We start from the raw sequence: 25,346 nt of genomic DNA on the forward strand, positions 1-25,346 counted from the left end.
ACCGATCGCCCCACGATCCACCGCTCCCGCTCGGAGGAAATGCACCCCTCCCCGCGCAAGAGACCGCACCCGTCCCGGACATCGAAGCCCGTGTCCCGCCAGGTGGCGCCCCCGTCCCGAACGTGTTCCGGACGGGATCCGGGGCCGGCCGCCCGATCGCGGAGCCCACGCACACCGTCCGGTATATCGCTTTTCTGGGGCTCGCCGCTCCGTCGAACTGCCGGCACCATGGGTCGCGCATCAGCGACGGTGAGTACGTGCCGACGTAACCGACGGGGGTCTTGTGACAGGGCGTGACGACAGAGCTCCGCAGCCGGACACGGCTACCACGGCGGCCGAATACGTGGCCTTGTTGCGTGAGTTACGCGAGTGGTCGGCGTTGACCTATCGGCAGTTGGCGGCCAAGGCCGAAGCGTCCGGCCGGGTTTTGCCGGCCAGTACGGTCGCCGCCGCACTCGGCCGCACCACGCTGCCCCGGGCGGATCTGGTCGAGGCCCTCGTCGCTGCCTGCGGCCTCGGCCCGGAGGCCACCGCCCACTGGCTCAAGGTCCGCGACGACCTGGCGGCCGGCCGCATCGCCGAACGCCCGGACGACGCCGAGCCGCCGCCCCCCGCCGACCCGCCGATCGCCCCGAAGCCCGCCCGACGCCGTTGGCGTCTCTGGGCGATCGCCGCCGTCACGACGGGCGTCGTGACGGCCGGCGCCATAGTGGTCGCGATCCGCGCCGGCGACGACGACCACCACGGTCGTCTGCCCAACGGCCACTACCTGATCAAGCCCGGCCAGATCCGGGACGGCTCGTTGTGCCTGGGCGAGGGCCGCGAACGCAACGGCCGCACGGATCGCCCCATCGCCGCCCAGATGCCGTGCGCGAACCTGGTCCCGGACACCTACCTGACCTCGCTCAACCGGGACGTGTACCAGATCGAATGGCGCCACCCGGTCAAGGGCGTCGGCTGCCTGCGCGTGGACGAGTCCATGCTGACCCCCGGCGCGCTGCTCAGCCCCGGCCCGTGCACCCGCGCCGCCAACGAACGTTTCCTGATCGAGCCCGCCCAGCCCGCCGAGCCCGGCGTCTACCGCATCAGCCCCGTACACAGCGGCCTGTGTGTGGGCATCCTCGGCGGCCCGGCCGAAACCACGGTCAAGGCCGAGGCGGAGCAGGCCGCCTGCTCCGGTGCCGCCGACCAACGTTTCCGCCTGGAACGCGTACGCTGACCTGCCGTCAGCGCGGCGGGTCCGGGTGGTCGACGCCCTCGAACACCTCGACCCGCACGATCGGCTCCCGCCCGCCCCGCTGCGGAACGGTCCGCACCACGCCCCAGGGCCGGTCCGACAGGGTCACCTCGAACGAGTACGTGTTGGCGCAACCGGTGCAGTCGTACCGGTCCTGCCACACCTCCACGTCGACCCGGCTGCCCGGCACCCGGGCCACGTGCCGGAAGGTCGCATGGCAGCGCGTACACCGTTCCCCGGGCGCACACGTCCCCCCGCAGGGGCAGGGCACATCGAACGATTCGGCCGGCTCCCAGTAGCGGGTGCGCAACGCCGCCGCGGTCCGTGCGTCGGGAGCCTTGGCCGCACGCGGCACGGCCATCTGCCGCGCCGCCACGACATACGACTCCCCGGAGGCGGCCATCCGCCCCCGAATCACACCTTTACGCACCCGATTGGTGGTCATCCGGCCCTCCGCCACTCACCCACGTCCAAGGCGGCACCCGAACCACCACCCCCCACAATATCCGGCGCCGACCCTACGGCCGCACCGTGCGGGGCCCGACCACCTCGGCCCCGAGGGCCGCTACGCGCGCCCGAAGGCCCCGATCGGCGGTCACCACGAGGCGTCGACGCCCCGGCGCGGCCGCGACGACGTCGACCACCCGATCGTCCCCGCTCCCCTGCGCCCGCACGACCCGCACACCCTCCACCCCGACGACCCCACCGGCCGCCCCCTCGACGACCAACACCACCTCGACCGGCCCCGCACAAGCCCACTCCGGCACGGACGCCCCGGCCGGCACCCCCGTCGAGGCCACCTCCACCAACGCGTCGCGCAATCGCTCGGTGGCCCCCACCCGATCCCGCCACCACCCGTCCGGCACGGCCCCCACCACATTCGCCGAATCCACGACCACGAGCGGCACCAGGTTCTCCATCCCCCCATCCTCCCGCCGAACCAACCGCCCGAACCCCACCCCCGGGCCCATGGAACGGCACCCGACCGTCGCATCGACGACGATCGGGTGCCGGTTATGGGGACGACGCGACGCCCAGGGGAAGGGAGCCGGGGAGGAGCCCGGTGGGCGCCGCGAGCCGGGTCAGAACTTCGCGGAATAGGCCGCCAGGCCGTTGCGCCACAGGGCGTCGACGCGCGAGCGCTCCTGGGCGTTCGGGTTCGGGTTGGTGCAGGACGTGCCGGGGCCGCCACCGGACATCAGTTCGCTGCACGGCCCGGAGTAATGGTCCGGCAGACCCAACACGTGGCCGGTCTCGTGGGCGGTGACCCGGGTCGAGTTGTACTGCTGGTTCTGCCGGTAGTCGAGGAAGATGTAGCCCCGACCGTGGCCGTCGGTGCTCGCGTAGGAACCACGCGAGTCGTTGCCCTCGTAGTACCGGAAGTCGGGGTTGCTGCCCTCCTGGAGCCGGACGTTGGTGACCGAGCTGTTCCAGATCTGCGCGGAACGCGCTATCTGGGTGCGGAACGTGGGTGCACTGGACGAGCTGTAGGTGACGGTGACCACGGCGGCGCCCGGCGCGGCGGCGCGCTTGGCGGCCACGGACCGCATCACCGCGTCGAGGAACGCCTGGTTCTGCGCCTGATCCTCGTTGCCGGAGTAGTTGGCGGAGTGGCGGAGGGGGGCCGCCACATCGCTGGGGCCGGCCGACGCCGCGGGGGCGGCGATCACTCCGGCCGCGAGGCCGAGGCCGAGGATGGCGGTGATCACGGTCTTACGGGAGGTGCGGGGACGCGCAGGGGACATGGCGGTGCTCCTTGGGTGCCGAAGACCAGTTCGATGCGGAAACGAGTCTCATGGGCGCCCCGTCCGGCCCGGATGATGACAACCGGCGATAGCACGGTCGTATCACCGGCCGTTCGCGCACCGTTCCCGCACCGCCCCCGCGGCACCACCCGGCGTTCCCGCACCGTTACCGGCCGTCCACGCATCGTGTTACGGCGGATTCACCGCCCGCGACCGATCTCGCGTGCACACGTGTCTGGTACGACCTCGGTGGAGCGTCCTATCCTCCGCATCATGGAGCTCGAGGTGAGGCACCTCCGCGCACTGTGTGCCATCGGCGACACCGGCAGCCTGCACGCGGCGGCCAGGTTGCTCGGCATGACCCAACCCTCGTTGACCGCCCAGCTCAGACGCATCGAAAACGCTCTGGGCGCCCCGCTGTTCGTGCGCGACCGGACCGGCAGCCGACCCACCCCCCTCGGCCTCACGATGCTGCACCGGGCCCGACCCATCATGGCCGAGATGAGCGCGCTGGTCATCGACACCCAGGCCGAGGCGGTCCGCACCGCCGGGCCGAACCTGCGCATCGGCGGCACCGCGAACCGGGTGATCGCCGACTGGTTGCGCCGACTTCGGCTGCGCCTGCCCACCACCGACACCTATCTCCGGGTGGACGTATCGGCGAGCACGCTGCTCGGGATGGTCGCCGCCGGCCAGCTCGACGTGGCGTTCGTGCACGAGGTCGAGGGCTTCCCGCTGCGCGTTCCGGACGGGATGCGCCGCCGCGTACTCGTCGAGCGGGAACCGCAGTTCATCGCCCTGTCGCCGGATCATCCGGCGGTGACCGAACCGGAGGTCAAACTCGCCGACCTGGCCGACGACCAGTGGATGGTCGATCCGAGTGTGGACGGCGAATGGGAGGGCCTGCGCGAGGTGTTGTCCGAAGCGGGCATCAACCCCCGGATCCTGCACGGGGATTACCTGACCGCGGCCTCCCTGGTCGCGATCGGCGAGGTGGTCACGCCGTGCCAGCCCACCTCGCGTCCGCGCCCCGACATGGCGGTGCGTCCGCTGGCCGGGGATCCGCTCGCGGTACGGCTGTTCCTGGCCTTCCGCACCGAGAACGGCCCCGCGCCGGCGTTGATCGACACGGTGTATCACGAGTTGGAGGCCGCCTACCGCGAGGCCGCCTGGCTGGCCGTCGCCTATCGTCAACGCCTGCTGCGCGAGGACAGCCCGATCCTGCGCTACGACGGCCAGACCCGCGGCCGTACGTAAGGGCCGGCCGGGACCCCGTGGGCTGCCGGCGAGCGTGGCCCGGACGCGTGCCGGACTTCGGGATTCGGGTTCCGAAGTCCGGGTGGGGTCGCGTCGGGCCGTGTACGTCGGGGTTCAGCCCTCGGCGATGCGGTATTCGAGGAGCCACTCGACGATCTCGACGTGGTGGCGGGCCTGGATCGGGGTCTCGCCCCAGACGTACAGCCCGTGCGAGGCGACGACGACCGCGGGGACGCCGGGGACCAGGGCGGCTTCCAGGCGGTCGCCGAGTTCGGTCATGTCCTGGCTGTTGGCGATCACCGGGATGGTGACCGTCTCGTCGTGCGCGGAACGGCCGATGCCCTTGAGCATTTCCATGTCGCGCATTTCGATCCCGGCGGGCCAGCGCCTGCCCGCGCGCACCGCGGCCAGGGTGTGTACGTGGAAGACCGCGCCCGCCCCGGTCAGCGCGACCACGCGGGCGTGCAGGCCGGCCTCGGCGGACGGCCTGCGCGGCGGGGTGCTCGCCGCCTCGGGGACCGGTTCGCCGGCGGCGTCCACCACGACCAGGTCGTCCATCGCCAGTTCGCCCTTGTCCAGGCCGGAGGCGGTGACCGCGAGCCGCAGCGGGTCGCGGGAGAGCACCACGGACAGGTTGCCGGAGGTGCCGCGCATCCAACCGAGCCCGGCGAAACGCGCGGCCTCTCGGGCGAGGATGGCCCCGGCGGCGTGGACGGGATCCGAGACCGAGGCGGGGATTCCGGCGTCGGGGGTCGTCATGGGAGGTTCCTCACTGTGTCGTTCACGAGGCTGCGATGGGTGGGCAGCGGCCCGGATCTCGGACCGGGACCGACGAGCCATCCTCGCACCCGGGGCGGGACGGCCCCGGATCGGGACGGATGTGGATGGAGCGAGCCGCGCGAAACGGATGGCCGCACCGTCGTCGACCGGCGCGGATCGACCGCCGGGGCCGGGCTCAGTACTCCCGCACCCCCGTCTCGTTCACGATCACGCTGACCAGCCGCGCCGGCGTGACGTCGAACGCCGGGTTGAACGCGCGCGATTCGGCCGGTGCGACGCGCACGCCGGCGACCTCCAACACCTCCGACTCGGGCCGCTCCTCGATGGTGATCTCGTCCCCGTGCGCCGTCGCTTCGTCGAAGGTGGTCAGCGGCGCCGCGACCACGAACGGGATCCCCGCGTCGGCGCAGGCCAGTGCCACGCCCACGGACCCGATCTTGTTCGCGGTGTCGCCGTTGGCCGCGATCCGGTCCGCCCCGATCACCGCGACGTCCACCAACCCGCGCAGGATCGTGCTCGCCGCCGCGCCGTCCGGCTGGACCAGATGCGCGATGCCCTCCTGGGCCAACTCCCAGGCGGTCAACCGGGATCCCTGAAGCAGCGGCCGGGTCTCGTCGACGTACACGACCTCCACCACGCCGCGCGCGTGCAGTTCGCGCACGATGCCCAGCGCGGTCCCCCATCCGGCGGTGGCCAGCGAGCCGGTGTTGCAGTGGGTGAGTACCCGCAGCGGTCGACGCCCGACCCGGGACAGAATCCAGTCGGCGCCGTGCCGGCCGATCGCGTGATTGGCCTCGACGTCCTCCCGGACCACCGCGTCCGCCTCGGCGAGCACCGCGTCCACGCCCTCGGCCGCGAACGGCAACACCCGGTCCACGCCGCCGGCCAGATTGACCGCGGTCGGCCTGGCGTCCCGGATCCGCCCGATCTCCGCGGCCAGTCGCGCCGCGTCCCACCCCTCCCGCTCACCCTGCCGCATCGCCACCGCGACGCCGTAGGCGCCCGCCGCGCCGAGCGCCGGCGCGCCGCGCACCGCGAGTCGGCGGATCGCGTCGATCAACGTGTCCACCTCGGTGACGTCGAGGTACACGATCCGCTGCGGCAGCGCGGTCTGGTCGAGCAGCCGCAGGCCGGTGTCGTGCCAGGCGAGCGAGCGTATCTCGGAGGCCATCGGGGGTCCTTTCCGGGCGGGTGAACAAGCGCCGCGGGCGGCGCGAACACCGGTCCGACGGCAGGCCGCGGTGCGGCGGCGGACGCGGCAACCGCACGGTCCGGCACCACGGATGCTACGTCGCCGCCCCGCGCCCGGCGGACCCGCACCCGCCGTGCGGGACGAACACGCGTACCCCCACGCCCACCCATCGGCCACATCATGGACAATCTGTCCACATCCTGAACAAGTGAGAGAAGTGCCTGGTGAGGGTGCTAACCTCCCCCCGAAACCAGTCACATGTGATCATCACATCGACCTTCGAGCGTGTCTGGTTCGATCGGAAAGGAGCCGGCTGTGGCCGAAACGTGGCGTTGCGACAACGTACGCATCGAGTGCCGCGGCCGCTCCATGGCGTGTCACCGTCCGCCCCTTTCGCTCGACGAGCGCGGCGTCCTCGACGCCGGTGCGCGCCGCACCGACCGCTGTTGTCGGCGCTGGTACTGACCGGTCGTCCCGCACCGGCAAATCCGCACCGACCGCGCCGCACCGGCCGCCGCTCCGACAGCTCCCACAGCTGCGGGACCCCGAGACCCGACTCCGGGATCGCGAGGTCTCCGTCCCCGAACCACCGACGCCACACACCGCACCGCCGGCGTCGACACTCCTCCCAAGGACGCTCATGTACCGCAACACCTTCCGCCACCGCCTCGCCGTGGCCGGTCTCCTCGTCGGCACCGCGCTGGCCGCCACCGCCTGCAACGCCTCCGCCGACAAGGACAAGGGCGACACCCCGGCCGCCGGCGGCACCGGCGGCGGCGCCGGCAAGAACGTGGTGCTGGTCACCCCGGAGCCGATCGGCGTCAACGACTTCCTGAAGCTGGCCGCCACCGGCGCGCAGAACGCGGCCAAGAAGGCCGGCGGCACCGCGACCGTCCTGGAAAGCAAGGACACCAGCGCGATCCAGCAGAACGTCGAGGCCGCGGTCCGGCAAAAGCCCGCCGTCGTGGTGGCGGTCGGCTTCGAGTTCGCCGACGTGCTGGCCCAGCAGGCCGAGGCCAACCCGAAGCAGCAGTTCCTGTTCGTGGACTCGTGCACCACCAAGCCGTACCCGAACATCACCTGCGCCACCTTCCGCGAGCACGAGGGCACCTTCCTCGCCGGCGCCGAGGCGGGCCTGCTGACCAAGAGCGGCAAGGTCGGCGCGGTGGTCGCGCTGGACAGCCCGCAGATCCGCCGCTTCTCCGACCCGTTCGGCGCGGGTGCCAAGCAGACCAACCCGGCAAGCTCCTTCACCCAGCTGTTCGTCGGCGGCCAAAAGCCCTTCAACGACCCGGCCCGCGCCGGCGAGCAGACCGCGTCGCTCAAGGCCAAGGACGTCGACCAGGTGATGGGCGCCGCCTCCGCCGCGGGCAACCTCGGCGTGTTCAACGCGGCCAAGTCGGCCGGCCTCCAGGCGTTCGGCGTGGACGTCAACCAGTGCTCGGCGGCACCCGGCACGGTCGTGGACAACGTGATCAAGCGCACCGACGTCGCGGTGGACAAGGGTGTCGAGCAGATCGTCGGCGGCAAGCCCGGCGGCGTCACCTCCTACGGCGTCAAGGAGGGCGGCATCACCCTCACCGGCCTGGAGAGCGGCGTGGAGACCTCGCAGTGCCTGATCGCCCAGCGTCCCGAGGTGATCAAGACCGTCCAGGTCCTGCGCGACCAGATCGTGGCGGGCACGATCACCGTGGCCGACCCGGCCGCGGCCAAGTAGCGAGTTCGCGAGCCGGGGTCGGGGCGCGGCACCCACCGCGCGCCGACCCCGGCCGACGCCCGTCCCACCGCCCCCTTTCCACCGGAGAGACGCCCGATGACCGATCAGCACGCCGCCGCCTCCGGTGACCTCGCCGAGGTCGAGATGCGCGGCATCGTCCGGCGCTTCCCCGGCGTACTGGCCAACGACCGGGTCGATCTGCGGGTGGAGACCGGCGAGATCCACGCCGTCATGGGCGAGAACGGCGCGGGCAAGTCGACCCTGATGTCGATCCTGTACGGCCTGCAACGCCCGGACGCGGGCCACATCCTGCTGCGCGGCGCCGAACACTCCTTCGGCTCGCCGGTCCAGGCGATCGCGGCCGGACTGGGCATGGTGCACCAGGGGTTCAAGCTCTTCCCGTCCCTGACCGTCACCGAGAACGTGGTCTACGGCAGCGAGCCGACCCGCCGCGGCCTGGTCGACCGGGCCGCCGCCCGGGCCCGGGTCGCCGAACTGGTCGAGACGCACGGCCTGCGCGTACCGCCCGACGCGCGCGTCGCGGACCTGCCGGTCGGCGTGCAGCAGCGGGTGGAGATTCTCAAGCTGCTCTACCGCGACGCGCGCGTGCTGATCCTGGACGAGCCCACCGCCGTACTCACCCCCGCCGAGGCCGATCGCCTTCTGGAGGTGATCCGCGGCCTGGCCCGCTCCGGGCGCACCGTGTTGCTCGTCACCCACAAGCTGGGCGAGGTGATGGCGGTCGCCGACCGGGTCACCGTGCTGCGCGACGGCCGGGTCACCGCCCGCCTGGCCACCGCCGAGACCACACCGGCCGAGATCGCGCTGGCCATGACGGGCCGGCGGATCGACCTGGATCGCACCCACCCGGCCGGCACCCCCGCCGCCGATGTGCTGGAGGTGCGCGGGCTCACCGTGTCGGCCGGGCGCGGCGCCAAGCCCCTGGTCGAGGACGTGTCGCTGACCGTACGAGCCGGCGAGATCGTCGGCGTGGCCGGCGTGGCGGGCAACGGGCAGAGCGAACTGGTCGAGGCGCTGGCCGGGTTGCGGCCCGCCGCCGAGGGGCGGGTGCTGGTGGCCGGTCGGGACGTGAGCGGCGCCTCGGTACAGCGGCGACGGGCGGCCGGTCTGGCCTACGTCCCCGAGGACCGGGCCACGGTCGGCGCCGCGCGCGACGCCTCGCTGGCGGACAACCTGGCGATGGGCTTCCACCGCACCGCGCCGCTCGTCACACGCGGCGGCTTCCTGCGCCGGAGCGCGATCCGCGAGCACGCGACGCGGGTGATCGAACGTTTCGGGGTCAAGGCCGCCTCCCCCGCGGTGACCATCGGCACGCTGTCCGGCGGCAACCAGCAAAAGGCCATCCTGGGTCGGGAGATCACCCACGACGCGCCGCTGCTCCTGGTCGAACAGCCCACCCGGGGTGTGGACATCGGCTCGATCGAGAACATCCACGCGCGCCTGGTGGAGTATCGCGACGCCGGTCACGGCGTACTGCTCGTCTCCGCCGAGCTGAGCGAGATCCTGGCACTGGCCGACCGGGTCCTGGTCATGTACGAGGGCCGCGTCGTCGCCGAACTCCCGCGCGCCGAGGCCGATCCGCACCGGATCGGCCTGGCCATGGCGGGCGGCACGATCGAGGCGACCGCGGACGCCGACCAGGGCCCCGATCCCGACCCCGCACCGACCTCCGCCCACCTGGCCTGACGGGTTATCAGACATGACTGCCATCAAGGCCGGTACGGCCATAGAGCACGCCCCCGGACCGGCCCGGTACGCGGCCCTGCGCCTGCGCGGCGCGGTGCTGTCCCCGGTCACCGCGTCCATCGTGGCCGCGCTGCTGCTCGGCGCGATCATCCTGGCCGGCACCGGCGCCGACCCGGTCACCGCCTATCGCGCGGTTTTCACCGGGGCGTTCGGCTCCGAGGGCATCGGCGACACGCTCGGCGAGAGCATCCCGATCGTCGGCCTGGCCCTGGCACTGGCCATCCCGCTGCGCGCGGGCCTGGTCAACCTCGGCGGCGACGGCCAACTCGTCCTGGGCGGCCTGGCCGCCGTCGCGGTCGGCCTGTACTCCCCCTTCCCCAGCGCGATCACCGTGGTCCTGGCCCTGCTCGCGGGCATGCTCGCGGGCGGCCTGTGGGCCGCGCTGGCCGCCGTCCTGGAGACGCGGTGCGGTGTTCCGCTCCTGGTCAGCAGCCTGCTGCTGAGCTACCCGGCGATGTCGTTCGTGTCCTACATGGTGCGCTTCCCGCTGCTCCAGAAGGGCTCGGGAATCCCGCAGACCGATCGGCTGCCCGAGGGCGTCAAGCTGCCCGAGTTCGCCGCCGGGTCCGGCGCGGGCACCGGGGTCAGCGTGGGCATCGTGCTGATCGGGCTGGCCGCGCTCGTCTACTTCGTGGTCGACCACCGCACCGCGGCCGGCTACGAGGTGCGGATGACCGGTCTGGGTGCGCGCTTCGCCGGCTACGCCGGGGTGGACCGGGCCCGGCTGACCCTGCGGCTGATGTTCGCCTCCGGGTCGCTGGCCGGGCTGGTCGGCGCGATCGCCGTACTCGGCTTCCCGTACCGGCTGGTCGACGGCTCGCTGACCACGCCCGGCTACACCTGGACCGGGCTGCTCGCCGCGCTACTGGCCGCCGCGTCCCCGCTGGGCACGGTCGCGGCCGGGTTCTTCTTCAGCGCGCTGACCATCGGCGGCTTCGGCATGGAGCAGGAGACCGCCGTGCCACAGCAGTTGACCTCGGTGCTCCAGGCCGTGGTGATCATCTTCCTGGCCGTGCGCGGCGGGGTGTTCCGCAAGGGTGGGTGGTTGCGCCGATTCGGGCGAGGGGCCGATCCCGGACCACTCGCGACGGTATCGCCGCCGGTATCGCCGCCTGATCCCGACCCGAACGTGCCCGCCTCCGCGCGCGGCGACGGAGGTAAGTGACCATGTCCTTCGACGCCGAACTGATTTTCTCCGCCCTGCGCGCGCTCACCCCGATCCTGTTCGCCGCCCTCGGCGGCGCGCTGTGCGAACGCGCGGGCGTGTTCAACGTGTCCCTCGAAGGCACCATGCTGATCGGCTGCTTCGCCGCCGTCACCGGCAGCTGGTTCGGCGGCAGCGTGTGGATCGGGGTGATCTCCGCGGTCCTGGCCGCGATGGTCTTCTCGCTGCTGCTCGCCATCGGCGCGGTCACTCTCGGGGCCGACGCGGTGGTGTTGTGCATCGCGCTGAACCTGCTCGCGGTCGGTCTGACCGGCTTCCTCCTGCGGACCGTCTTCGGCAAGCAGGGCACCTTCGGCGACCCGGACCTCAAGGGCCTGCAACCGGTGGACATCCCCGGCCTGGAGTCGGTGCCCTTCGTCGGTCCGGCGTTGTCCGGCCACTCGCCGCTGGTGTACCTGTCCTGGGTCGCGGTCGTGGTGATCGCGGTCCTGCTGTCCCGGCACCCGTGGGGTGTGCGGCTGCGCGGCGTCGGCGAGGCCCCGGAGGCGGCCCAGTCGCTCGGGGTGAGCGTGGCCCGCTACCGCTACGCGGCGATCCTGACCTCGGGCGCGCTGTGCGGACTCGCGGGCGCGCAGCTCGCGTTGGGCAACGTGACCCTGTTCTCGGAGAACATGACCGCCGGTCGCGGCTGGATCGCCGTGGTCGCGGTGATGCTCGGTCGGGCGCTGCCGGTCGGGGTACTGCTCGCCGGCATCCTGTTCGGGCTCGTCGAGGCGATCGGCTTCCGGCTCCAGGGCGAGGGCATGCCCCAGCAGGCCGCCGACGCCGCGCCCTACGTGATGACCCTGGTCGCGCTGTTCCTGGCCACCCGTTCGCGCGGCCGGCGCGGCGGCGCGCCGCCGGGCCGGCTCACCGGCCGCATCCCCCGTCCACGCCGCATCGCGCGCACCACCACGGAGTCGCCCTCATGACCACCACCACCCGCCCCGCCGTGTTGCCGATCACCCGGATCCCCAGCAGCGGGCTGCCCGCGCACGCACTCGTGGTCGGCGACCCGGCGCGTGCCGCGCTGGTCGCCGAACGCCTCGACGGCGCGCGGCGGATCGGCGCCAACCGGGAGTACGTCAGCTACGCGGGCACCTGGCGCGGGCTGCCCGTGGTGGTGTCCTCGCACGGCGTGGGCGGCCCCGGCGCGGTGTGCCTGTTCGGCGAGTTGGCCGAGGCGGGGGTGCGCACCTTCGTCCGGCTCGGCACGGCGGGCGCGATGGCGCGTGGGGTGCACGACGGGGACCTGGTGATAGCCACCGGCGCGGTGCGCGACGACGGGGTCACCCAGCAGTTGGTTCCCGCCGAGTTCCCGGCGTCCGCCACGCCGGAGGTGGTGCTCGCGCTCCAGGGCGCGGCCCGCGCGCACGCCGCGCCGCACCACCGGGGCACGGTGTGGACCCGCGCGGCGTTCATGCCGGGAGTGTTGGAACTGCCGATGAAGCCGTATCAGGCGGCGGGCGTGCTGGCGATCGAGATGGAGTTGTCGGCGCTGCTGGTCTGGGCCGCGCTGGGCGGGCACCGGGCCGGCGGGGTGCTGGTCGTGGACGGCATCGCGGCCGACGACCTGGTCGACGAGTCGGGCGCGTCGACCTACGACCCGCATCGCACGGTGGTGGCCGAGGGCGTCGAGCGGGGCGTGGTGGTGGCGTTGGACGCGCTGTACCGGCTGGCCGAGGACGAGGCGGCGGACGGCGCGTGATCGATCTGCTCGTCACCGGCGGCGCGGTGCTCACCGCCGACGCGGCCGATACGTACGTGCCCGACGGGGCGGTGGCGATCGCCGACCGGCGGATCGTCGCGGTGGGGCCGGCGGCCGAGGTGGGGGCGCGGTTCCCGGGTGCGCCGACCCTGGACGCGCACGGGTGCCTGGTGTTGCCGGGGCTGGTCAACGCGCACTCCCATGCGGCGATGACGCTGTTTCGGGGTACGGCCGACGACGTCGATCTCCAGGTGTTCCTGGACCGGTTGGTCGCCGCCGAGAGCGCGGTGTTGTCCGCCGAGGTGGTGCGCGCCGCGGTGCGGTTGGCGCTGGCCGAGTCGATCCGGGCGGGCGTGACCACGGCGATGGACATGTACTGGTTTCCCGAGGCCGGGTTGGAGGCCGCCGCCGACGCGGGCTTTCGGCTGGTGACGGGGCCGACGTTCATGGATGTGCCGGGGCCGCCCGACGGGCTCGACTTCGCGGCCCGGCTGCGCCTCGCACCGGAGTTGCTGGCCCGGACGGCGATCCGCTGCGTGACGCCGCACAGTACCTACACGCTCGACCCGGACCGGCTTCTCGCGGTGGCCGAACTGGCCCGCGAACACGGCGCGTTGCTGCACATCCACGCGGCGGAGAACGCGGCCGAGGCACAGACCGTACGGCGGCGTCACGGTCGGCGACCGGTGGAACTCCTGCACCATCTCGGGCTGCTGGGCCCTGGCACGCTGCTCGCGCACGCGGTGCACCTCACCGACGAGGAGATCGGGTTGATCGCCGACTCCGGCGCGGGTGTCGCGCACTGCCCGGTGTCCAACCTCAAACTGGCCTCCGGGGTGGCCAGACTGCCCGAACTGCTGGCGGCCGGCGTGCCGGTGGGGTTGGGTACGGACGGCGCGGTCAGCGCCAACGCGCTCGACCTGTTCGGCCCGATCCGCGCGGCGGCGACGCTGCACCGGGTCGGCTCCGGGGCGCCCGACCCGACCGTGGTCGGGGCGCGCACGGCGGTACGGATGGCCACCGTCGACGGCGCGCGGGCGATCGGGATCGGCGCGCTGACCGGGTCGATCGAGGTGGGCAAGGCGGCCGACCTGGTGGTGCTCGACCTGAACCGGCCACATCTGACGCCCCGGCACGACCCGTGGTCGATGCTCGCCTACGCGGCCGGGCCCGCCGACGTGCGGGACACGGTGATCGACGGCCGGATCGTGCTGCGCGACCGGCGGTTGCTTACGATCGACGAGGGCGCGGCGATCGAGGAGGTCGAGGCGCTCGCGGGGATGCTGCGGGAGCGGGCCGGCGGCCCCGGTGCCCGTCCTGGTCCAACGACGTGAGGGGAGAAAGCGACATGGGTTCCACCACGCGTGGCTTCGTCGGCCGGCACACCGCCGCCGAGCGCGATCCGCGGCTGCCTCCGGGGCAGTACGACGCGCGCCACGACTTCCCGGTGCTCTCCGCCGAGGTCACTCCCGAACTGGCGCCGGCCGACTGGTCGTTCCGGATCGACGGGCTGGTCGACCGGCCGCGCTCGTGGAGTTGGGACCAGGCCCGCGCACTGCCTCGGGAGAGGTACGACGGCCCGATCCACTGCGTCACCTCCTGGTCGAAGCTGAGCACCGACTTCACCGGCGTATCGCTGGACGTGTTCCTGGCCGCGGCCGGACCGCGCGCCGGCGCCACCCACGCGGTGGCCTTCTCGCACACCGGCTACACCACCAACCTCGCCCTCGCCGACCTGACCGGCGGCCGGGCCTGGATCGCCTTCGACTTCGAGGGCGAGCCGCTGACCCCGGCGCACGGCGGGCCGGCGCGGCTGCTGGTGCCGCACCTGTACTTCTGGAAGAGCGTCAAGTGGATCGCGGGCCTGCGCCTGCTGGACCACGACGAGCCGGGCTTTTGGGAGGTCAACGGCTACCACCATCGCGGCGACCCGTGGGCAGAGGAGCGCTACTCCGGTGACTGAGTCGACCCAGGCGGGCCCGGTGAACCTCGCGCCGATCCCCGCCTTCGCCGCCCCCGGCCGGGCCGCGCCGAGCCTGCGCGGCGCCGTGGACTGGCAGCGCGCGACCGTGGTCGAGGTACGGCGCGAGACGCCCAACGCGGTGACCGTGCGCCTGGCGCTGCCGGTGTGGAACGCGCATGTGGCGGGCCAGCACTACATGTTGCGGTTGACCGCCGCCGACGGCTACACCGCGCAGCGGCACTACTCGGTCGCCTCCGCGCCGGACGACGAGGGACACATCGAGTTCACCGTCGACCGCATGCCGGGCGGCGAGGTGTCCGGCTTCGTGCACGACGTGGCCCGGCCCGGCGACGCGTTGGAGGTACGCGGCCCACTGGGCGGGTTCTTCGCGTGGCCGGGCGATCGGCCGGTGCTCCTTGTGGCGGGCGGGTCGGGGCTGGTCCCGCTGATGGCCATGGTGCGCCACCGGCGCCGCCGCGCGCTGACCGTGCCGCTGCGCCTGGTCGCGTGCGCCCGCACGCCGCAAGACCTCTTGTACGCGGCGGAGTTGGCGCCGCTGCCGGGCGAGGAGCACACCGTCCTGTACAGCCGCGCGGCGCCGCCCGGGTATCCGCATCCGGTGGGCCGGCTCGCCCCGGCCACGCTCGCCCCACACGCGGCGGCGGCCGTCGCGGACGAGCGCTACGAGGTCTTCGTCTGCGGTTCGACCGGATTCGCCGAACACGCGGGCCGACTGCTCACCGCAGCCGGCGTACCGACCACCCGGATCCGGGTGGAGCGCTTCGGCTGAGTCCTGTTTTCGCCGAAGGGCGGCCGGTGGCACGGGAGTTCGTGCCGCCGACCGCCCTTCTCCCGCTTATTGTTCAGGGCTCGCGCAGGATCGGCCGATCCCCCGTCAGGTCCAGCCGGGCGAAGGTGGCCGTCTCCGGGTGATCGCCCACGCCCCGGTCGTAGTACGGCTCGTCGGCGTCCGGCCGGCGTACGCCGATGGTCCACCACCCGGCCTCGCGCGCCGCGTCCAACTCCTCGACCACGTCGGACAGGAAGACCAGGCGCTCCGGCCGCTCGCCGATCCGCGCCGCGATCGTGCGGTACGAGTCGGCGATCCGCTTCGGGCCGGCGTTCTCCGTGTCGAAGTGCCCCGAGAACAGCGGCAGCAGCGACCCCTCGGGCGAACTGCCGAACCACGCACGCTGCGCGGCCACCGAGCCCGAGGAGAAGATGTACAGCCGATGCCCGGCCGCGTGCCACGCGCGCAGCGCCGGGATCGCGTCCGGGTAGAAGTGCGAGGTGAGTTCGCCGGACGCGAAGCCCTCGGCCCAGATCAGGCCCTGGAGCGCCTTGAGCGGCGTGACCTTCTCGTCCCGGTCGAGCCAGCCGTTCAGCGCCTCGACGATCCGCCGGTTGTCCGCGTCCGGTTCGCCGATCAGCTCACGCACGGCCTCGACGGCACGCACCACGTCGGGGTGGTCGCCGTGCTCGTCCAGCCAACGGGCGAAGTGCACGCGGGAGTACGGATACAACTGCTCGGTGATGAAGCCGGTGGCGCTGGTGGTTCCCTCGATGTCGACGACCACCGTCAGCGGCGCGTCGACCGGGTTCGTGCCTGAACTCACGCGGCGTACCCGGCCCAGATCTCGTCGAAGTCCGGGAAGCGCGAGGCGATCGGGTCACCGGTGAAGTCGCCGACCCAGCCGTCCTCGTCGTGGAAGAACCGGATCGCGGCGACCGACGGCTCCACGCCCATGTCGAACCAGTGCGTGATGCCCTTGGGCACCGAGAGCAGATCGCCCGCCTCGCACAACACCGCGTGCACCCGGCCGGCGATGTGGAGGTAGAAGATGCCGGCGCCCTCGACGAAGAAGCGCACCTCGTCATCCTCATGCGTGTGCTCGGTCAAAAACTTCGCCCGCGCCCCGGCGGCCTTGGCCGGCCACTCCGGATCATCCGACGGCTGCAGCCGAATCACGTCCACGAGGATGTACCCCTCGGCCGCGGAAATACGATCCACCTCGGTCTTGTAGGCCGCGATCACCTGGTCCTGCGTAGCCCCGTCCGGCAACGCCACATCGGCCGTCCACCGTTCGAACCGAACCCCGATCGGCTCCAACTCCCGAGCGATCTCCTCCGGCTCCGAAGTCCGCACGACCACCTCGGTGGCATCGTCCTCAGGCCACACGGTCAACAAGGACATGGCGTCCCTCCACGAGTACTCGATCGGGGCAAACTCCCCGAGCACCAAATCCGCTACACACCAAACACCAAAGGCCCCCCGGACCATCCCCAAAACTACCGTCTCCCCCGATTCCCCCCACCACCGCTTCGGGTCTCGCACCACCCTCACCCTTGCTCACGCACCGTATGCACAAGCACACTGAGAGCATTCGACCCTCGCCACGGAGAGGACCACATGTAAGGACGCGACCGGCAAACCGCGGCCTCGGCGCTCGGAGTACCGAACAATCAGCCCGTCCGGCGCTTGAGGACAAACAAGGTCACACCGACACACGACCGCAACCCACGCACGGGACCCGACCAAACCAGCCCGTCCGGCGTTCGAGGACGGCCGGGACGAGACGCCGGCCTCCGTCGGGTGAGGGCCCGATCGCACCGGGCAATCGCCCCCGGCAGCCCGCAAGGGCTACGGCAACAGCCCCGCCGCGCGCGCGGCGACGACCGCCTCCACCCGGTTGTGCGCCCCGAGCTTTCGCATCGCGGACCGCAGGTAGCTCTTCACCGTCTCCGCCCCCACCCCCAACGCCTGCGCCACCTCCGCGTTGGTCCGCCCCACCCCCACCAGGGCCAACACATCCATCTCCCGCACCGTCAGCCGCGGCCCCGCCACCCGCGCGACACTCCCACCGTCCCCGACGGCGGCAGCCGTGGCCGCGGCCGTCCGCGCCAACCGCCCACACACCGCCCGCAGCCGCTCCCCCAGCACCGGATCGTCGACCGCGGCCGACCCCGCCAGCGCCAGCAAATCCGCATGGGCCAGCCGGATCTCCAACGCCGCCCACCCCGGCAACTCCGCCGCCCGCGCCATCCGTTGCTCGACCTCACGCGCCACGGCGATCTCGTGCCCCGCCTCCCGCGCCGCGTCACAGGCCGTGGTCAAAATCCCGTCCCCGAAATCCGACGGCCGCCGCAACGCCCCGTACAGCACCGCCGCCACCACCCCCCGCCCACCGCCGGGCCCCGGCACGGGAACCGGCACCGCGAACACCGCCCGCACCCCCTCCGTCGTGACCGCCCGGTCGTACTCGTGGCTGATCGCCGACGCCGCGACGTAGTCCACCACCCGCACCGGCCGCCGCGTCGTGATCGCCTTGCCGCCGACCCCGCTCCCCGCGACCACCGTCAACCCGGCCAACACTCGCGTCGAGGTGCCGCTCAGGTACGAGATCACCAGCCGGTCCGCCGTACTCGGACACGGCCCGGCGAATGCCACGTCCACCCCGGTCCGCGCCCGAAAGCGCTCGACGGCCCGCGCCAACGGATCCTCGATCGCGCCCGCCGGTCCGCCCATGGCCCCTCCCCGCACTCCACACTCAGGCTCGCGTCGTACCCGTCCAGGGCACACCCACACCGCGCCCGGGCACCGTACTGCCGCGCCCCGCCCGGCATCACCCCCATTCGGGGGTACTCCGCTCGCCGCCGCCACCCACCCCCACCTACCGTCGCGTCCACACAGACACGCCACACCGAAAACCCGGCCCCGCCACCCACCCCGTCCAGGCAGGTGACCCGCGATGACCACCCCCGTGCCCGCCCCGCCACAGGCCGAAATCCCCCCGTCCTCCCGCCAGGGAGAGCGCACCCCGCCCCTCCCCCACGAGACCATCGGCGCCAACCTGGCCCGGATCGCCGCCGCGTACCCGGACCACGACGCGCTCGTCGAATGCGCGAGCGACCGGCGCTGGACGTACGCGGAGTTCGACACCGCCGTCGACAACCTCGCCCGCGCCCTGATCGGCGTCGGCATCGAGGCGGGCGACCGCGTCGGCATCTGGTCGCCCAACTGCGCCGAATGGACCCTCGTCCAGTACGCCGCCGCCCGCGTCGGCGCGATCCTGGTCAACCTCAACCCGGCCTACCGGGTGCACGAGATCGAATACGCGCTCGCCCAATCCGGCACCAGGCTCCTGATCGCCGCCTCGCGCGTGAAGACCAGCGACTACCCCGCGATGGTCGCCGAGGTCCGCGCGACCTGCCCCGACCTGGAACGTGTCGTGCACATCGACACCCCGGACTGGCCGGCCCTGCTCGCCGAGGGCGCCGACGTCTCGCTCGACCGGTTGCGCGCCCGCGAGGCCACGCTGCGGCCCGAGGATCCGATCAACATCCAATACACCTCCGGCACCACCGGCTTCCCGAAGGGCGCCACCCTCTCCCACCGCAACATCCTCGGCAACGGCTTCCTGGTCGCCGAGATCCAGGGCTGGACCGCCGACGACCGGGTGTGCCTGCCGGTGCCCTTCTACCACTGCTTCGGCATGGTGATGGGCAATCTCGGCGCGACCAGCCACGGCGCGTGCATGGTGATCCCGGCCGCGCTGTTCGACCCGGCCGCCACGCTGCGCGCCGTGCACGAGGAGCGCTGCACGGTCCTGTACGGCGTGCCGACCATGTTCATCGCCGAACTCGCCCTGCCCGACTTCGAGGCGGGCAAGTACGACCTGTCCTCGCTGCGCACCGGCGTGATGGCCGGTTCACCGTGTCCGGTGGAGGTGATGAAGCGGGTGATCGACCGGATGGGCATGAGCGAGGTGACCATCTGCTACGGGATGACCGAGACCTCGCCGGTGTCCACCCAGACCCGCCGCGACGACTCGCTGGAGCGCCGGGTGGGTACGGTCGGCCGGGTCCACCCGCACCTGGAGATCAAGGTGGTCGACCCGACCACCGGCGCGACCGTCCCCGAGGGCTCGCCCGGCGAATTCTGCACGCGCGGCTACTCGGTGATGCTCGGCTACTGGCGCGACCCCGAGCGCACCGCCGAGGTGATCGACGCCGACGGTTGGATGCACACCGGCGACCTGGCGACGATGGACGCGGACGGCTACGTCTCCATCGTCGGCCGGATCAAGGACATGGTGATCCGCGGCGGCGAGAACGTATACCCGCGCGAGATCGAGGAGTTCCTGTACGCGCACCCGGACATCGAGGACGTCCAGGTCGTCGGCGTTCCGGACGCCCGCTACGGCGAGGAGCTGATGGCCTGGATCAAACTCCGCCCCGGCGCCCCGGAGTTGACCGCCGACGCCCTCCGCGAGTTCTGCACCGGCCGACTGGCCCACTACAAGATCCCGCGCTACGTCCACCTGGTCGACGCGTTCCCCATGACGGTGACCGGCAAGATCCGCAAAATCGAAATGCGCGAACGCTCCCTCGAACTCCTCACCCGGACCGGTCGTGCCGATGGCTCGCCGGAAACCGGCTCAGGGTGATCGTGGGCCGGCTCGAAGGGCTTCACCCGGTCCGGGGCGAGTGAATCCCCGGTGAACGGGCGACCCCCGTGGCTGGGGTCGAACGTCATGAACGTGGCCCCACCCCTTCGTCGTCGACCCGGTGCGCGCGGAGCGGTCCGCACCTCGAACACGATCGACCTCAGCCCCGGTCCGCCGAGGCCCCGGTCGTTCGGTCGAGGAGTTCGGCACCGGCTCGCACCGCCGACCAGTCGGTGTCGGGTGTGCGCTCCAGGGCTCGGTGCAACCAGGTGGCGCGGTCGCGCTGTTCGTGGCGGAGATGGATCGTGTCGAGTTCGACGCCGGGGGGCGGCCCGGATGCCTCCAGGGCCGCGACCCGCTCCTCCATCGCGGCGAACAGCTCGCGGTCGAAGGCCGTCACGGCGGCGATGAAGTCCTCGGTGGGCACGGTGACCCGACCGGTCGCCGGCGCGGTGAAGCGGATCGGGTCGTCGTCGTCCGGGTCGGGCGCGTGGGCCCAGGTGATCGTCATCGTGTCGCCCCCGCCCGACACCGCGCGCCGGAACCGGATGTCCGGCGCCGCCCGCAGGTGGCCCATGTGCAACACGTGCCCCTCGGCCCAGGAGATCGCCGCCTCGACATCGGGCACGGCCGACCCCTCGGCCCGGAGCCGTCGATCCGGCACGAAGTCGGCCAGGTCCGGTGGCACGGGCTCCATGATCCGGGGCATCAGGTCGACCAGATCCTCCCATGGCCGCACCACGTGATAGTCGGCGTACGGTGGTTCGCGCATCGCGTCCGGATCGGCGAACGCCTCGGCCCCCGCCGGGTCCGCGTAACGCAGCAGCTCGTGGCCGCCCACCTCGATCCAGTACCAGCCGTCCGTCAGGATGAACCAGCCCAACCGGGGCGCCTCGTCCCCCCATGGCCGCACCGCCGCCACCGCCCGCAGCAGGAACCCGAATCGCACCGTCACGCCGGTGACTCGTTCGGAACGTCCGCCGTGCCGTGATACGTCATGTGGTCCATGCGAACCATCATGGTCGCAATCGTTCGCACGAGCACGACCGCCGCGGTGTCGGCGTGTTCGCCGTGCCACCGCCGCCACTCTCATCCACTCTTCATGCGCGTCTCACCCACCGCACAGGGCCGCCCGCCACCGTGTGGGGCATGAGCCCCGCTCGCGAGCGCGTCCGCCGCCCGATCGGCGGCGGCCGGGCCGTCGTCGCGCCCTTCGTGATCGTCCTGGTCTGTGCAACCCTGCTGTGGTCGGCCGTCTCCCGTAACCGCGCCGAGCCGACCTCGTTCGCCGCCGAGCCGACCACGAGCGCGAGCGCCGGCGCGGCTCCGGCGACACCTCCCGAGCACACGGAGCCCACCTTGGCACCATCGGACGTCCCCACCGCCGCCCCCACCGACGTGGCCCGCGGCGCCGACCCGCAACCGCCCGTCGGCCCGGTCGCCGCCGACGTCCTCGCCGCCGCGATGCCCGCGACCACCGGAAACCTGTCGGTCGCCATCCTCGACCCGGCCGACGGCACGATCGCCGGCTATCGGGAGGACCGCGCCTACGTCACCGCGAGCATCGTCAAGGTCGACATCCTCGCCGCGCTGCTCCTCCGGGCCCAGCACGACGACCGCGCGCTGACCGCCGCCGAACGGGCCACGGCCGAGGTCATGATCGAGAACAGCGACAACGACGCCGCCGACGCCCTGTGGTCCGCCGTCGGTGGTGCCGCCGGCCTGCGCGCCGCCAACGCCGTCCTGGGCCTGACCGAGACCGAACCGACCGGCGCCTCCTGGGGGTTGACCACGACGACCGCCGCCGACCAGGTCCGCTTGCTCGCCGCGATCACCGCCGCCGACTCGCCCCTCGGCGCCGACTCCAGGGCCTACATCGCCGACCTGATGGCCTCCGTCGAGGACGACCAGACGTGGGGCGTATCCGTCACCGCCGACCCCGCCACCACCCCGGCGGTCAAGAACGGCTGGCTCCCCCGCGATGCCACCGGCCTGTGGGTGATCAACAGCATCGGCCACATCACCCACGCCGGCCGGCCGCTGCTGATCGCCATCCTCTCCGACGACCAACCGACCATGGACGAGGGCGTGTCCCAGGTCGAAGCCGTCGCCCGAGCCGCCGTCCCGGCGGTGACAACGGCCCTGGGCTGACGACCCCGCCGTCATCGGGGTGACCCCGTCCGACGTCGACCACGCGACCGGGGTGGCGGCGAGTCCGGGTGCGGGTGTGGGGACGGTCGGGGGATCATCGGGGGATGAACACGACAGTGCACCTCGCCCAGCAGGACGAGGCCGACGAGTTGTTGGGACGCAGTGCGTTGGCGGCGCTGACCGGCATGTTGCTGGACCAGCAGATCCCGATGGAGTGGGCCTTCACCGGCCCCTACACGATCACCCGACGCCTGGGCGCCACCGACCTGGACGCGCACGAGATCGCCGCCTACGACCCGGACGCCTTCACCGCGCTCTTCGTCGAAAAGCCCGCCGTACACCGCTACCCCGGCTCGATGGCCCACCGCGTCCAGCAGTTGTGTCGATATCTGGTCGAGCACTACGACGGCGACGCGAGCGCGGTCTGGGCCGACGTCAAGACCGGCGCCGAACTATTGAAGCGGCTCCAGGAGCTGCCCGGTTTCGGAAAGCAGAAGGCACAGATCTTCCTGGCCCTGCTCGGCAAACAGTACGGCGTAACCCCCAGGGGCTGGCGCGAAGCCGCCGGCGCGTACGGGGAGGTCGGCTCCTACCGCTCGGTGGCCGACATCACCGGCCCCGACTCCCTGGCCAAGGTCCGCGCCCACAAACAGGAGGCCAAACGCGCCGCCAAGGCCGCCAAGGCGACAAAGGAAACCTGACCACGACAGACGAGAACCCGACGGGGACACAAGCCCCACCCCGGGCGCGAGCCCCGATGGGCGGGCGACGTGCGATCGGAGCGGGCCCACCCGGCCGGGAGTCCCGCCCCCGCGCCCGGCGCGCCCGCTCCCCGCCCTCCCCCGCTCGTCAGTTCACCGTCGTCGAAGCCGCCGAGGCCGCCGCCGCTCCCGAGCCCCGTTCGGCCGCCACTCCCGCCGCCGCCCCCGCGCCGCGCGCCGCCCTCGGCAGGAACAGGGCGGCGATCGCGGTGAGCAGCGTCGCGCCGCCGAGGATGTACCAGGCCCGGTCGTAGCCGTCGAGTGTGGCCTCGGTGCCGACCGCCGCGACGAACACCGCGACCCCGAGCGCCGCACCGACCTGCCGCAGCATCGTGATCACCCCCGAGCCGGTGGCGAAACGATCCGGGGTCAGCGCACCGGTCGCGGTGGCGATCAGGGTCGGCAGGACCAGTCCCACGCCGATGCCGCTCAGGATCGAACCGGGCAGGAAGTCGCTCGCGTAGTGCGCGTGCGGTTCGAGTCGCAGGATCCACCAACCCAACCCCGCACTGAACGAGATCCCGCCCAGCACGACCAGCGGCCCCGGTCCGACCCGGGTCGCGTACCGTCCGGCCAGCGTCGTCACGAACGGCACGCACAGCGGCCCGGGAACGGTCCCGAGGCCGGTCCGCAGCGCACTCCAACCCCACACGGTCTGCATCCACATCGTGGCGGAGATCAGCATCCCGGCGAACGCGACGCCGAACAGGACGTTGGCCACCCCCGAGACCGCGTAGACCCGATTCCGCACCAGCGCGCCCTCGACCACCGGACGCGGATGCCGCCCGTTGCGCACCAGGAATCCGGCCACAAGGACCAGGGTGGCCACCCACACGCCGACCGTACGGCCGGACCACCAGCCCCAGTCCGGCGCCCGCACCACGCCCAGCGACAACGCGCCGATCGCGGCGGTCAGCAGCACGGCTCCCACCAGGTCCGGCAACGGCCCACGATCGGTCGGCGCGGGGTCGGGCAGTCGGCGCGCGCCGAATACCAGCGTCAGCACCCCGATCGGCAGGTTGACCACGAAGACCCAGCGCCAACCGGGTTCGAGCAGCAGGCCACCCAGAACCGGGCCCACCGCGGCGGCGATTCCACCGATCGCGGCCCAGGCGCGGATCACCGTACCGCGACGCTCGGGCGGGTACGACGTGAGCAACAACCCCAGCGACGCGGGCATCAACAACGCGGCGCCGACCGCCTGGCCGAGTCGGGCGATCACCAGGACCGCCAATTCCGGCGCGGCGGCGCACAGCGCGGAGGCCACGGTGAAGACCGCTACGCCGGCCAGGAACGCACGCCGGTGCCCGATCCGATCGGACAACCGCCCGGCCGGTACGAGGAGGGCGGCGAAGACGACCGTGTAGGCGTTCAGAACCCACGACAGGTCGGCGAGCGAGGAGCCCGACCACGTCTCGGCCAGCGAGGGCATCGCGACGTTGACGATGAACAGGTCCAGGTTGACGAGCACCACGCCCGCACAGACCAACACCGCCGCGAACGCACGCGGCGGTCGATCCGAACCACTATCGGCCATGACGAGAGCCCTCCCGGGTCACCGAGCAAGTAAGTCCTATGAAGCAACTCGGCCAACCTAGAACGAGTAAGTTCTATAAAGCAACTTACTAAGTACAATCATGCAACCCACCCATTACACTGACGCCATGCGCCGCAAGAGCTTCCAGGAGATGCACTGCTCGGTCGCCCAGTTCCTCGAGGTGGGCGGCGAGTGGTGGACGATGCTGATCGTGCGGGACGCCTTCTTCGGCGTGACCCGCTTCGACGAGTTCCACGACCGGCTCGGCATCTCGCGCAACGTGCTCACCCAGCGCCTGGAGCACCTGATCGAGCACGGCATCCTCGAACGCGCGGCCTACCAGGACAAGCCGGTCCGCTACGACTACCGCCTGACCGACAAGGGCCGCTCCCTGTGGCCGGTACTCAACGCCATGCGTCAGTGGGGCGACCAGTGGGCCGCCCCCGACGGCCCCCCGGTGATCGTCACCCACACCCCATGCGGCCACCCCACAACCGCGATCCACATCTGCTCCGCCTGCCGGGAACCCCTGACCCCCGAAACCCTCGAGGCGACCCCGGGCCCGGGCGCGAGGGACGGCCTCCTGGCAAACCTCCCCCCGAAAGCCACCCCCACGGCCTGACCACAAGTCCCATTCCGGCCCAACCCGACCAACCTCCACCCAAGACGCAAGCCCCCCAGCCAAACCAACACTCGAGTCCACCCGACCCGACCGACCGCCTGAGGCCACCCCCGCCCCCACCCACGCGGCGCGCCCACCGACCCCGCCCCCGCCAACCCGGGGTGATATGTCACACCGCGTCCCGTGCCACCCGTCCCCCGCCCAATCCCACCCCCACCGCACGCCAAAAGCGGAATGCCTCGTTCCATCGGAGACAAC

Annotated in this window: 24 protein-coding genes; 14 read left to right on the forward strand and 10 right to left on the reverse strand. The window is 72.3% G+C overall.

The window, feature by feature from the left end:
- Nucleotides 1-343 precede the first annotated feature (343 nt).
- Entirely contained in the window at nucleotides 344-1,219 is an 876-nt protein-coding gene (locus ACFRCG_RS38855) for a helix-turn-helix domain-containing protein (RefSeq protein WP_380040408.1), read from the forward strand.
- Nucleotides 1,220-1,226: 7 nt separating this feature from the next.
- Here the strand turns inward: ACFRCG_RS38855 and ACFRCG_RS38860 are convergent, their stop codons facing one another.
- The 3 genes from ACFRCG_RS38860 to snpA all read right to left on the reverse strand — a co-directional run bounded on the left by ACFRCG_RS38860 (nucleotide 1,227) and on the right by snpA (nucleotide 2,982).
- Nucleotides 1,227-1,682 (reverse strand): hypothetical protein, encoded by a 456-nt coding sequence (locus ACFRCG_RS38860; RefSeq protein WP_380040410.1) that lies wholly within the window; start codon nucleotides 1,680-1,682, stop codon nucleotides 1,227-1,229.
- A gap of 73 nt (nucleotides 1,683-1,755) precedes the next feature.
- On the reverse strand, nucleotides 1,756-2,157 hold the full coding sequence (locus ACFRCG_RS38865) for an NTP pyrophosphohydrolase (protein WP_380040412.1): 402 nt from the start codon (nucleotides 2,155-2,157) through the stop codon (nucleotides 1,756-1,758).
- A 162-nt stretch (nucleotides 2,158-2,319) separates the two neighbouring features.
- The gene (gene snpA / locus ACFRCG_RS38870) at nucleotides 2,320-2,982 is read right to left on the reverse strand and encodes a snapalysin (protein WP_380040414.1); all 663 of its coding nucleotides are present in this window, start codon (nucleotides 2,980-2,982) and stop codon (nucleotides 2,320-2,322) included.
- A 273-nt stretch (nucleotides 2,983-3,255) separates the two neighbouring features.
- On the opposite strand from snpA, the gene ACFRCG_RS38875 reads away from it, so the two are divergent.
- Nucleotides 3,256-4,239: a LysR family transcriptional regulator gene (locus ACFRCG_RS38875; RefSeq protein ID WP_380040416.1), complete on the forward strand. Its 984-nt coding sequence runs from the start codon at nucleotides 3,256-3,258 to the stop codon at nucleotides 4,237-4,239.
- A gap of 114 nt (nucleotides 4,240-4,353) precedes the next feature.
- On the opposite strand, the gene mtnB is transcribed toward ACFRCG_RS38875, so the two are convergent.
- Together mtnB and mtnA are read right to left on the reverse strand one after the other, a co-directional pair.
- Nucleotides 4,354-4,998: a methylthioribulose 1-phosphate dehydratase gene (mtnB, locus tag ACFRCG_RS38880; protein WP_380040418.1), complete on the reverse strand. Its 645-nt coding sequence runs from the start codon at nucleotides 4,996-4,998 to the stop codon at nucleotides 4,354-4,356.
- A 196-nt stretch (nucleotides 4,999-5,194) separates the two neighbouring features.
- Nucleotides 5,195-6,190 (reverse strand): S-methyl-5-thioribose-1-phosphate isomerase, encoded by a 996-nt coding sequence (gene mtnA, locus ACFRCG_RS38885; RefSeq protein WP_380040420.1) that lies wholly within the window; start codon nucleotides 6,188-6,190, stop codon nucleotides 5,195-5,197.
- 661 nt (nucleotides 6,191-6,851) lie between these two features.
- Here mtnA and ACFRCG_RS38890 point away from each other — a divergent pair.
- From ACFRCG_RS38890 to ACFRCG_RS38925, 8 genes are all read left to right on the forward strand, one after another.
- Nucleotides 6,852-7,928 carry a BMP family ABC transporter substrate-binding protein gene (locus ACFRCG_RS38890; RefSeq protein ID WP_380040423.1) on the forward strand — a complete coding sequence of 359 codons (1,077 nt, stop codon included), beginning with the start codon at nucleotides 6,852-6,854 and terminating at the stop codon, nucleotides 7,926-7,928.
- A gap of 96 nt (nucleotides 7,929-8,024) precedes the next feature.
- Nucleotides 8,025-9,635, forward strand: a complete 1,611-nt coding sequence (locus tag ACFRCG_RS38895) for an ABC transporter ATP-binding protein (protein ID WP_380040425.1) — start codon at nucleotides 8,025-8,027, stop codon at nucleotides 9,633-9,635.
- Between the two features lie 13 nt (nucleotides 9,636-9,648).
- On the forward strand, nucleotides 9,649-10,860 hold the full coding sequence (locus ACFRCG_RS38900; protein ID WP_380040427.1) for an ABC transporter permease: 1,212 nt from the start codon (nucleotides 9,649-9,651) through the stop codon (nucleotides 10,858-10,860).
- A gap of 2 nt (nucleotides 10,861-10,862) precedes the next feature.
- Nucleotides 10,863-11,831, forward strand: coding sequence for an ABC transporter permease (locus ACFRCG_RS38905; RefSeq protein ID WP_379998671.1), 969 nt, complete (start codon nucleotides 10,863-10,865; stop codon nucleotides 11,829-11,831).
- Complete coding sequence (locus ACFRCG_RS38910; protein WP_380040429.1) at nucleotides 11,828-12,607, forward strand: nucleoside phosphorylase; 780 nt, start codon at nucleotides 11,828-11,830, stop codon at nucleotides 12,605-12,607. Before ACFRCG_RS38905 ends, ACFRCG_RS38910 begins: the two co-directional genes overlap by 4 nt.
- Nucleotides 12,604-13,941: an amidohydrolase family protein gene (locus ACFRCG_RS38915; protein WP_380040431.1), complete on the forward strand. Its 1,338-nt coding sequence runs from the start codon at nucleotides 12,604-12,606 to the stop codon at nucleotides 13,939-13,941. Before ACFRCG_RS38910 ends, ACFRCG_RS38915 begins: the two co-directional genes overlap by 4 nt.
- Nucleotides 13,942-13,955: 14 nt before the next feature.
- The gene (locus tag ACFRCG_RS38920) at nucleotides 13,956-14,570 is read left to right on the forward strand and encodes a sulfite oxidase-like oxidoreductase (RefSeq protein WP_380040433.1); all 615 of its coding nucleotides are present in this window, start codon (nucleotides 13,956-13,958) and stop codon (nucleotides 14,568-14,570) included.
- On the forward strand, nucleotides 14,563-15,360 hold the full coding sequence (locus tag ACFRCG_RS38925; RefSeq protein WP_380040435.1) for a ferredoxin reductase: 798 nt from the start codon (nucleotides 14,563-14,565) through the stop codon (nucleotides 15,358-15,360). Before ACFRCG_RS38920 ends, ACFRCG_RS38925 begins: the two co-directional genes overlap by 8 nt.
- Nucleotides 15,361-15,433: 73 nt before the next feature.
- Here ACFRCG_RS38925 and mtnC read toward each other — a convergent pair whose 3' ends face one another.
- The 3 genes from mtnC to ACFRCG_RS38940 all read right to left on the reverse strand — a co-directional run bounded on the left by mtnC (nucleotide 15,434) and on the right by ACFRCG_RS38940 (nucleotide 18,096).
- Nucleotides 15,434-16,186: an acireductone synthase gene (gene mtnC, locus ACFRCG_RS38930; protein ID WP_380040437.1), complete on the reverse strand. Its 753-nt coding sequence runs from the start codon at nucleotides 16,184-16,186 to the stop codon at nucleotides 15,434-15,436.
- The gene (locus ACFRCG_RS38935; RefSeq protein ID WP_379997842.1) at nucleotides 16,183-16,764 is read right to left on the reverse strand and encodes an acireductone dioxygenase; all 582 of its coding nucleotides are present in this window, start codon (nucleotides 16,762-16,764) and stop codon (nucleotides 16,183-16,185) included. Before ACFRCG_RS38935 ends, mtnC begins: the two co-directional genes overlap by 4 nt.
- Before the next feature lie 447 nt (nucleotides 16,765-17,211).
- Nucleotides 17,212-18,096: a LuxR C-terminal-related transcriptional regulator gene (locus ACFRCG_RS38940; protein ID WP_380040439.1), complete on the reverse strand. Its 885-nt coding sequence runs from the start codon at nucleotides 18,094-18,096 to the stop codon at nucleotides 17,212-17,214.
- Nucleotides 18,097-18,319: 223 nt separating this feature from the next.
- On the opposite strand from ACFRCG_RS38940, the gene ACFRCG_RS38945 reads away from it, so the two are divergent.
- Complete coding sequence (locus ACFRCG_RS38945; protein ID WP_380040441.1) at nucleotides 18,320-20,017, forward strand: AMP-binding protein; 1,698 nt, start codon at nucleotides 18,320-18,322, stop codon at nucleotides 20,015-20,017.
- Between the two features lie 160 nt (nucleotides 20,018-20,177).
- Here ACFRCG_RS38945 and ACFRCG_RS38950 read toward each other — a convergent pair whose 3' ends face one another.
- On the reverse strand, nucleotides 20,178-20,972 hold the full coding sequence (locus ACFRCG_RS38950; protein WP_380040443.1) for a DUF5984 family protein: 795 nt from the start codon (nucleotides 20,970-20,972) through the stop codon (nucleotides 20,178-20,180).
- Between the two features lie 194 nt (nucleotides 20,973-21,166).
- Here ACFRCG_RS38950 and ACFRCG_RS38955 point away from each other — a divergent pair, with 194 nt between their 5' ends.
- Together ACFRCG_RS38955 and ACFRCG_RS38960 are read left to right on the forward strand one after the other, a co-directional pair.
- Nucleotides 21,167-22,168 carry a serine hydrolase gene (locus ACFRCG_RS38955; protein WP_380040445.1) on the forward strand — a complete coding sequence of 334 codons (1,002 nt, stop codon included), beginning with the start codon at nucleotides 21,167-21,169 and terminating at the stop codon, nucleotides 22,166-22,168.
- 104 nt (nucleotides 22,169-22,272) lie between these two features.
- Nucleotides 22,273-22,869, forward strand: coding sequence for an HhH-GPD-type base excision DNA repair protein (locus ACFRCG_RS38960; protein ID WP_380040447.1), 597 nt, complete (start codon nucleotides 22,273-22,275; stop codon nucleotides 22,867-22,869).
- Nucleotides 22,870-23,017: 148 nt separating this feature from the next.
- Here ACFRCG_RS38960 and ACFRCG_RS38965 read toward each other — a convergent pair whose 3' ends face one another.
- A complete protein-coding gene (locus ACFRCG_RS38965; RefSeq protein WP_380040449.1) occupies nucleotides 23,018-24,466 on the reverse strand; it encodes a DHA2 family efflux MFS transporter permease subunit in 1,449 nt (482 codons plus the stop codon).
- A 127-nt stretch (nucleotides 24,467-24,593) separates the two neighbouring features.
- Between ACFRCG_RS38965 and ACFRCG_RS38970 the strand changes: the two genes are divergently transcribed.
- Nucleotides 24,594-25,088 (forward strand): winged helix-turn-helix transcriptional regulator, encoded by a 495-nt coding sequence (locus tag ACFRCG_RS38970; RefSeq protein ID WP_380040451.1) that lies wholly within the window; start codon nucleotides 24,594-24,596, stop codon nucleotides 25,086-25,088.
- Nucleotides 25,089-25,346: the final 258 nt, after the last annotated feature.

The sequence above is a fragment of the Embleya sp. NPDC056575 genome, assembly GCF_042793325.1.
Lineage (GTDB): Bacteria > Actinomycetota > Actinomycetes > Streptomycetales > Streptomycetaceae > Embleya.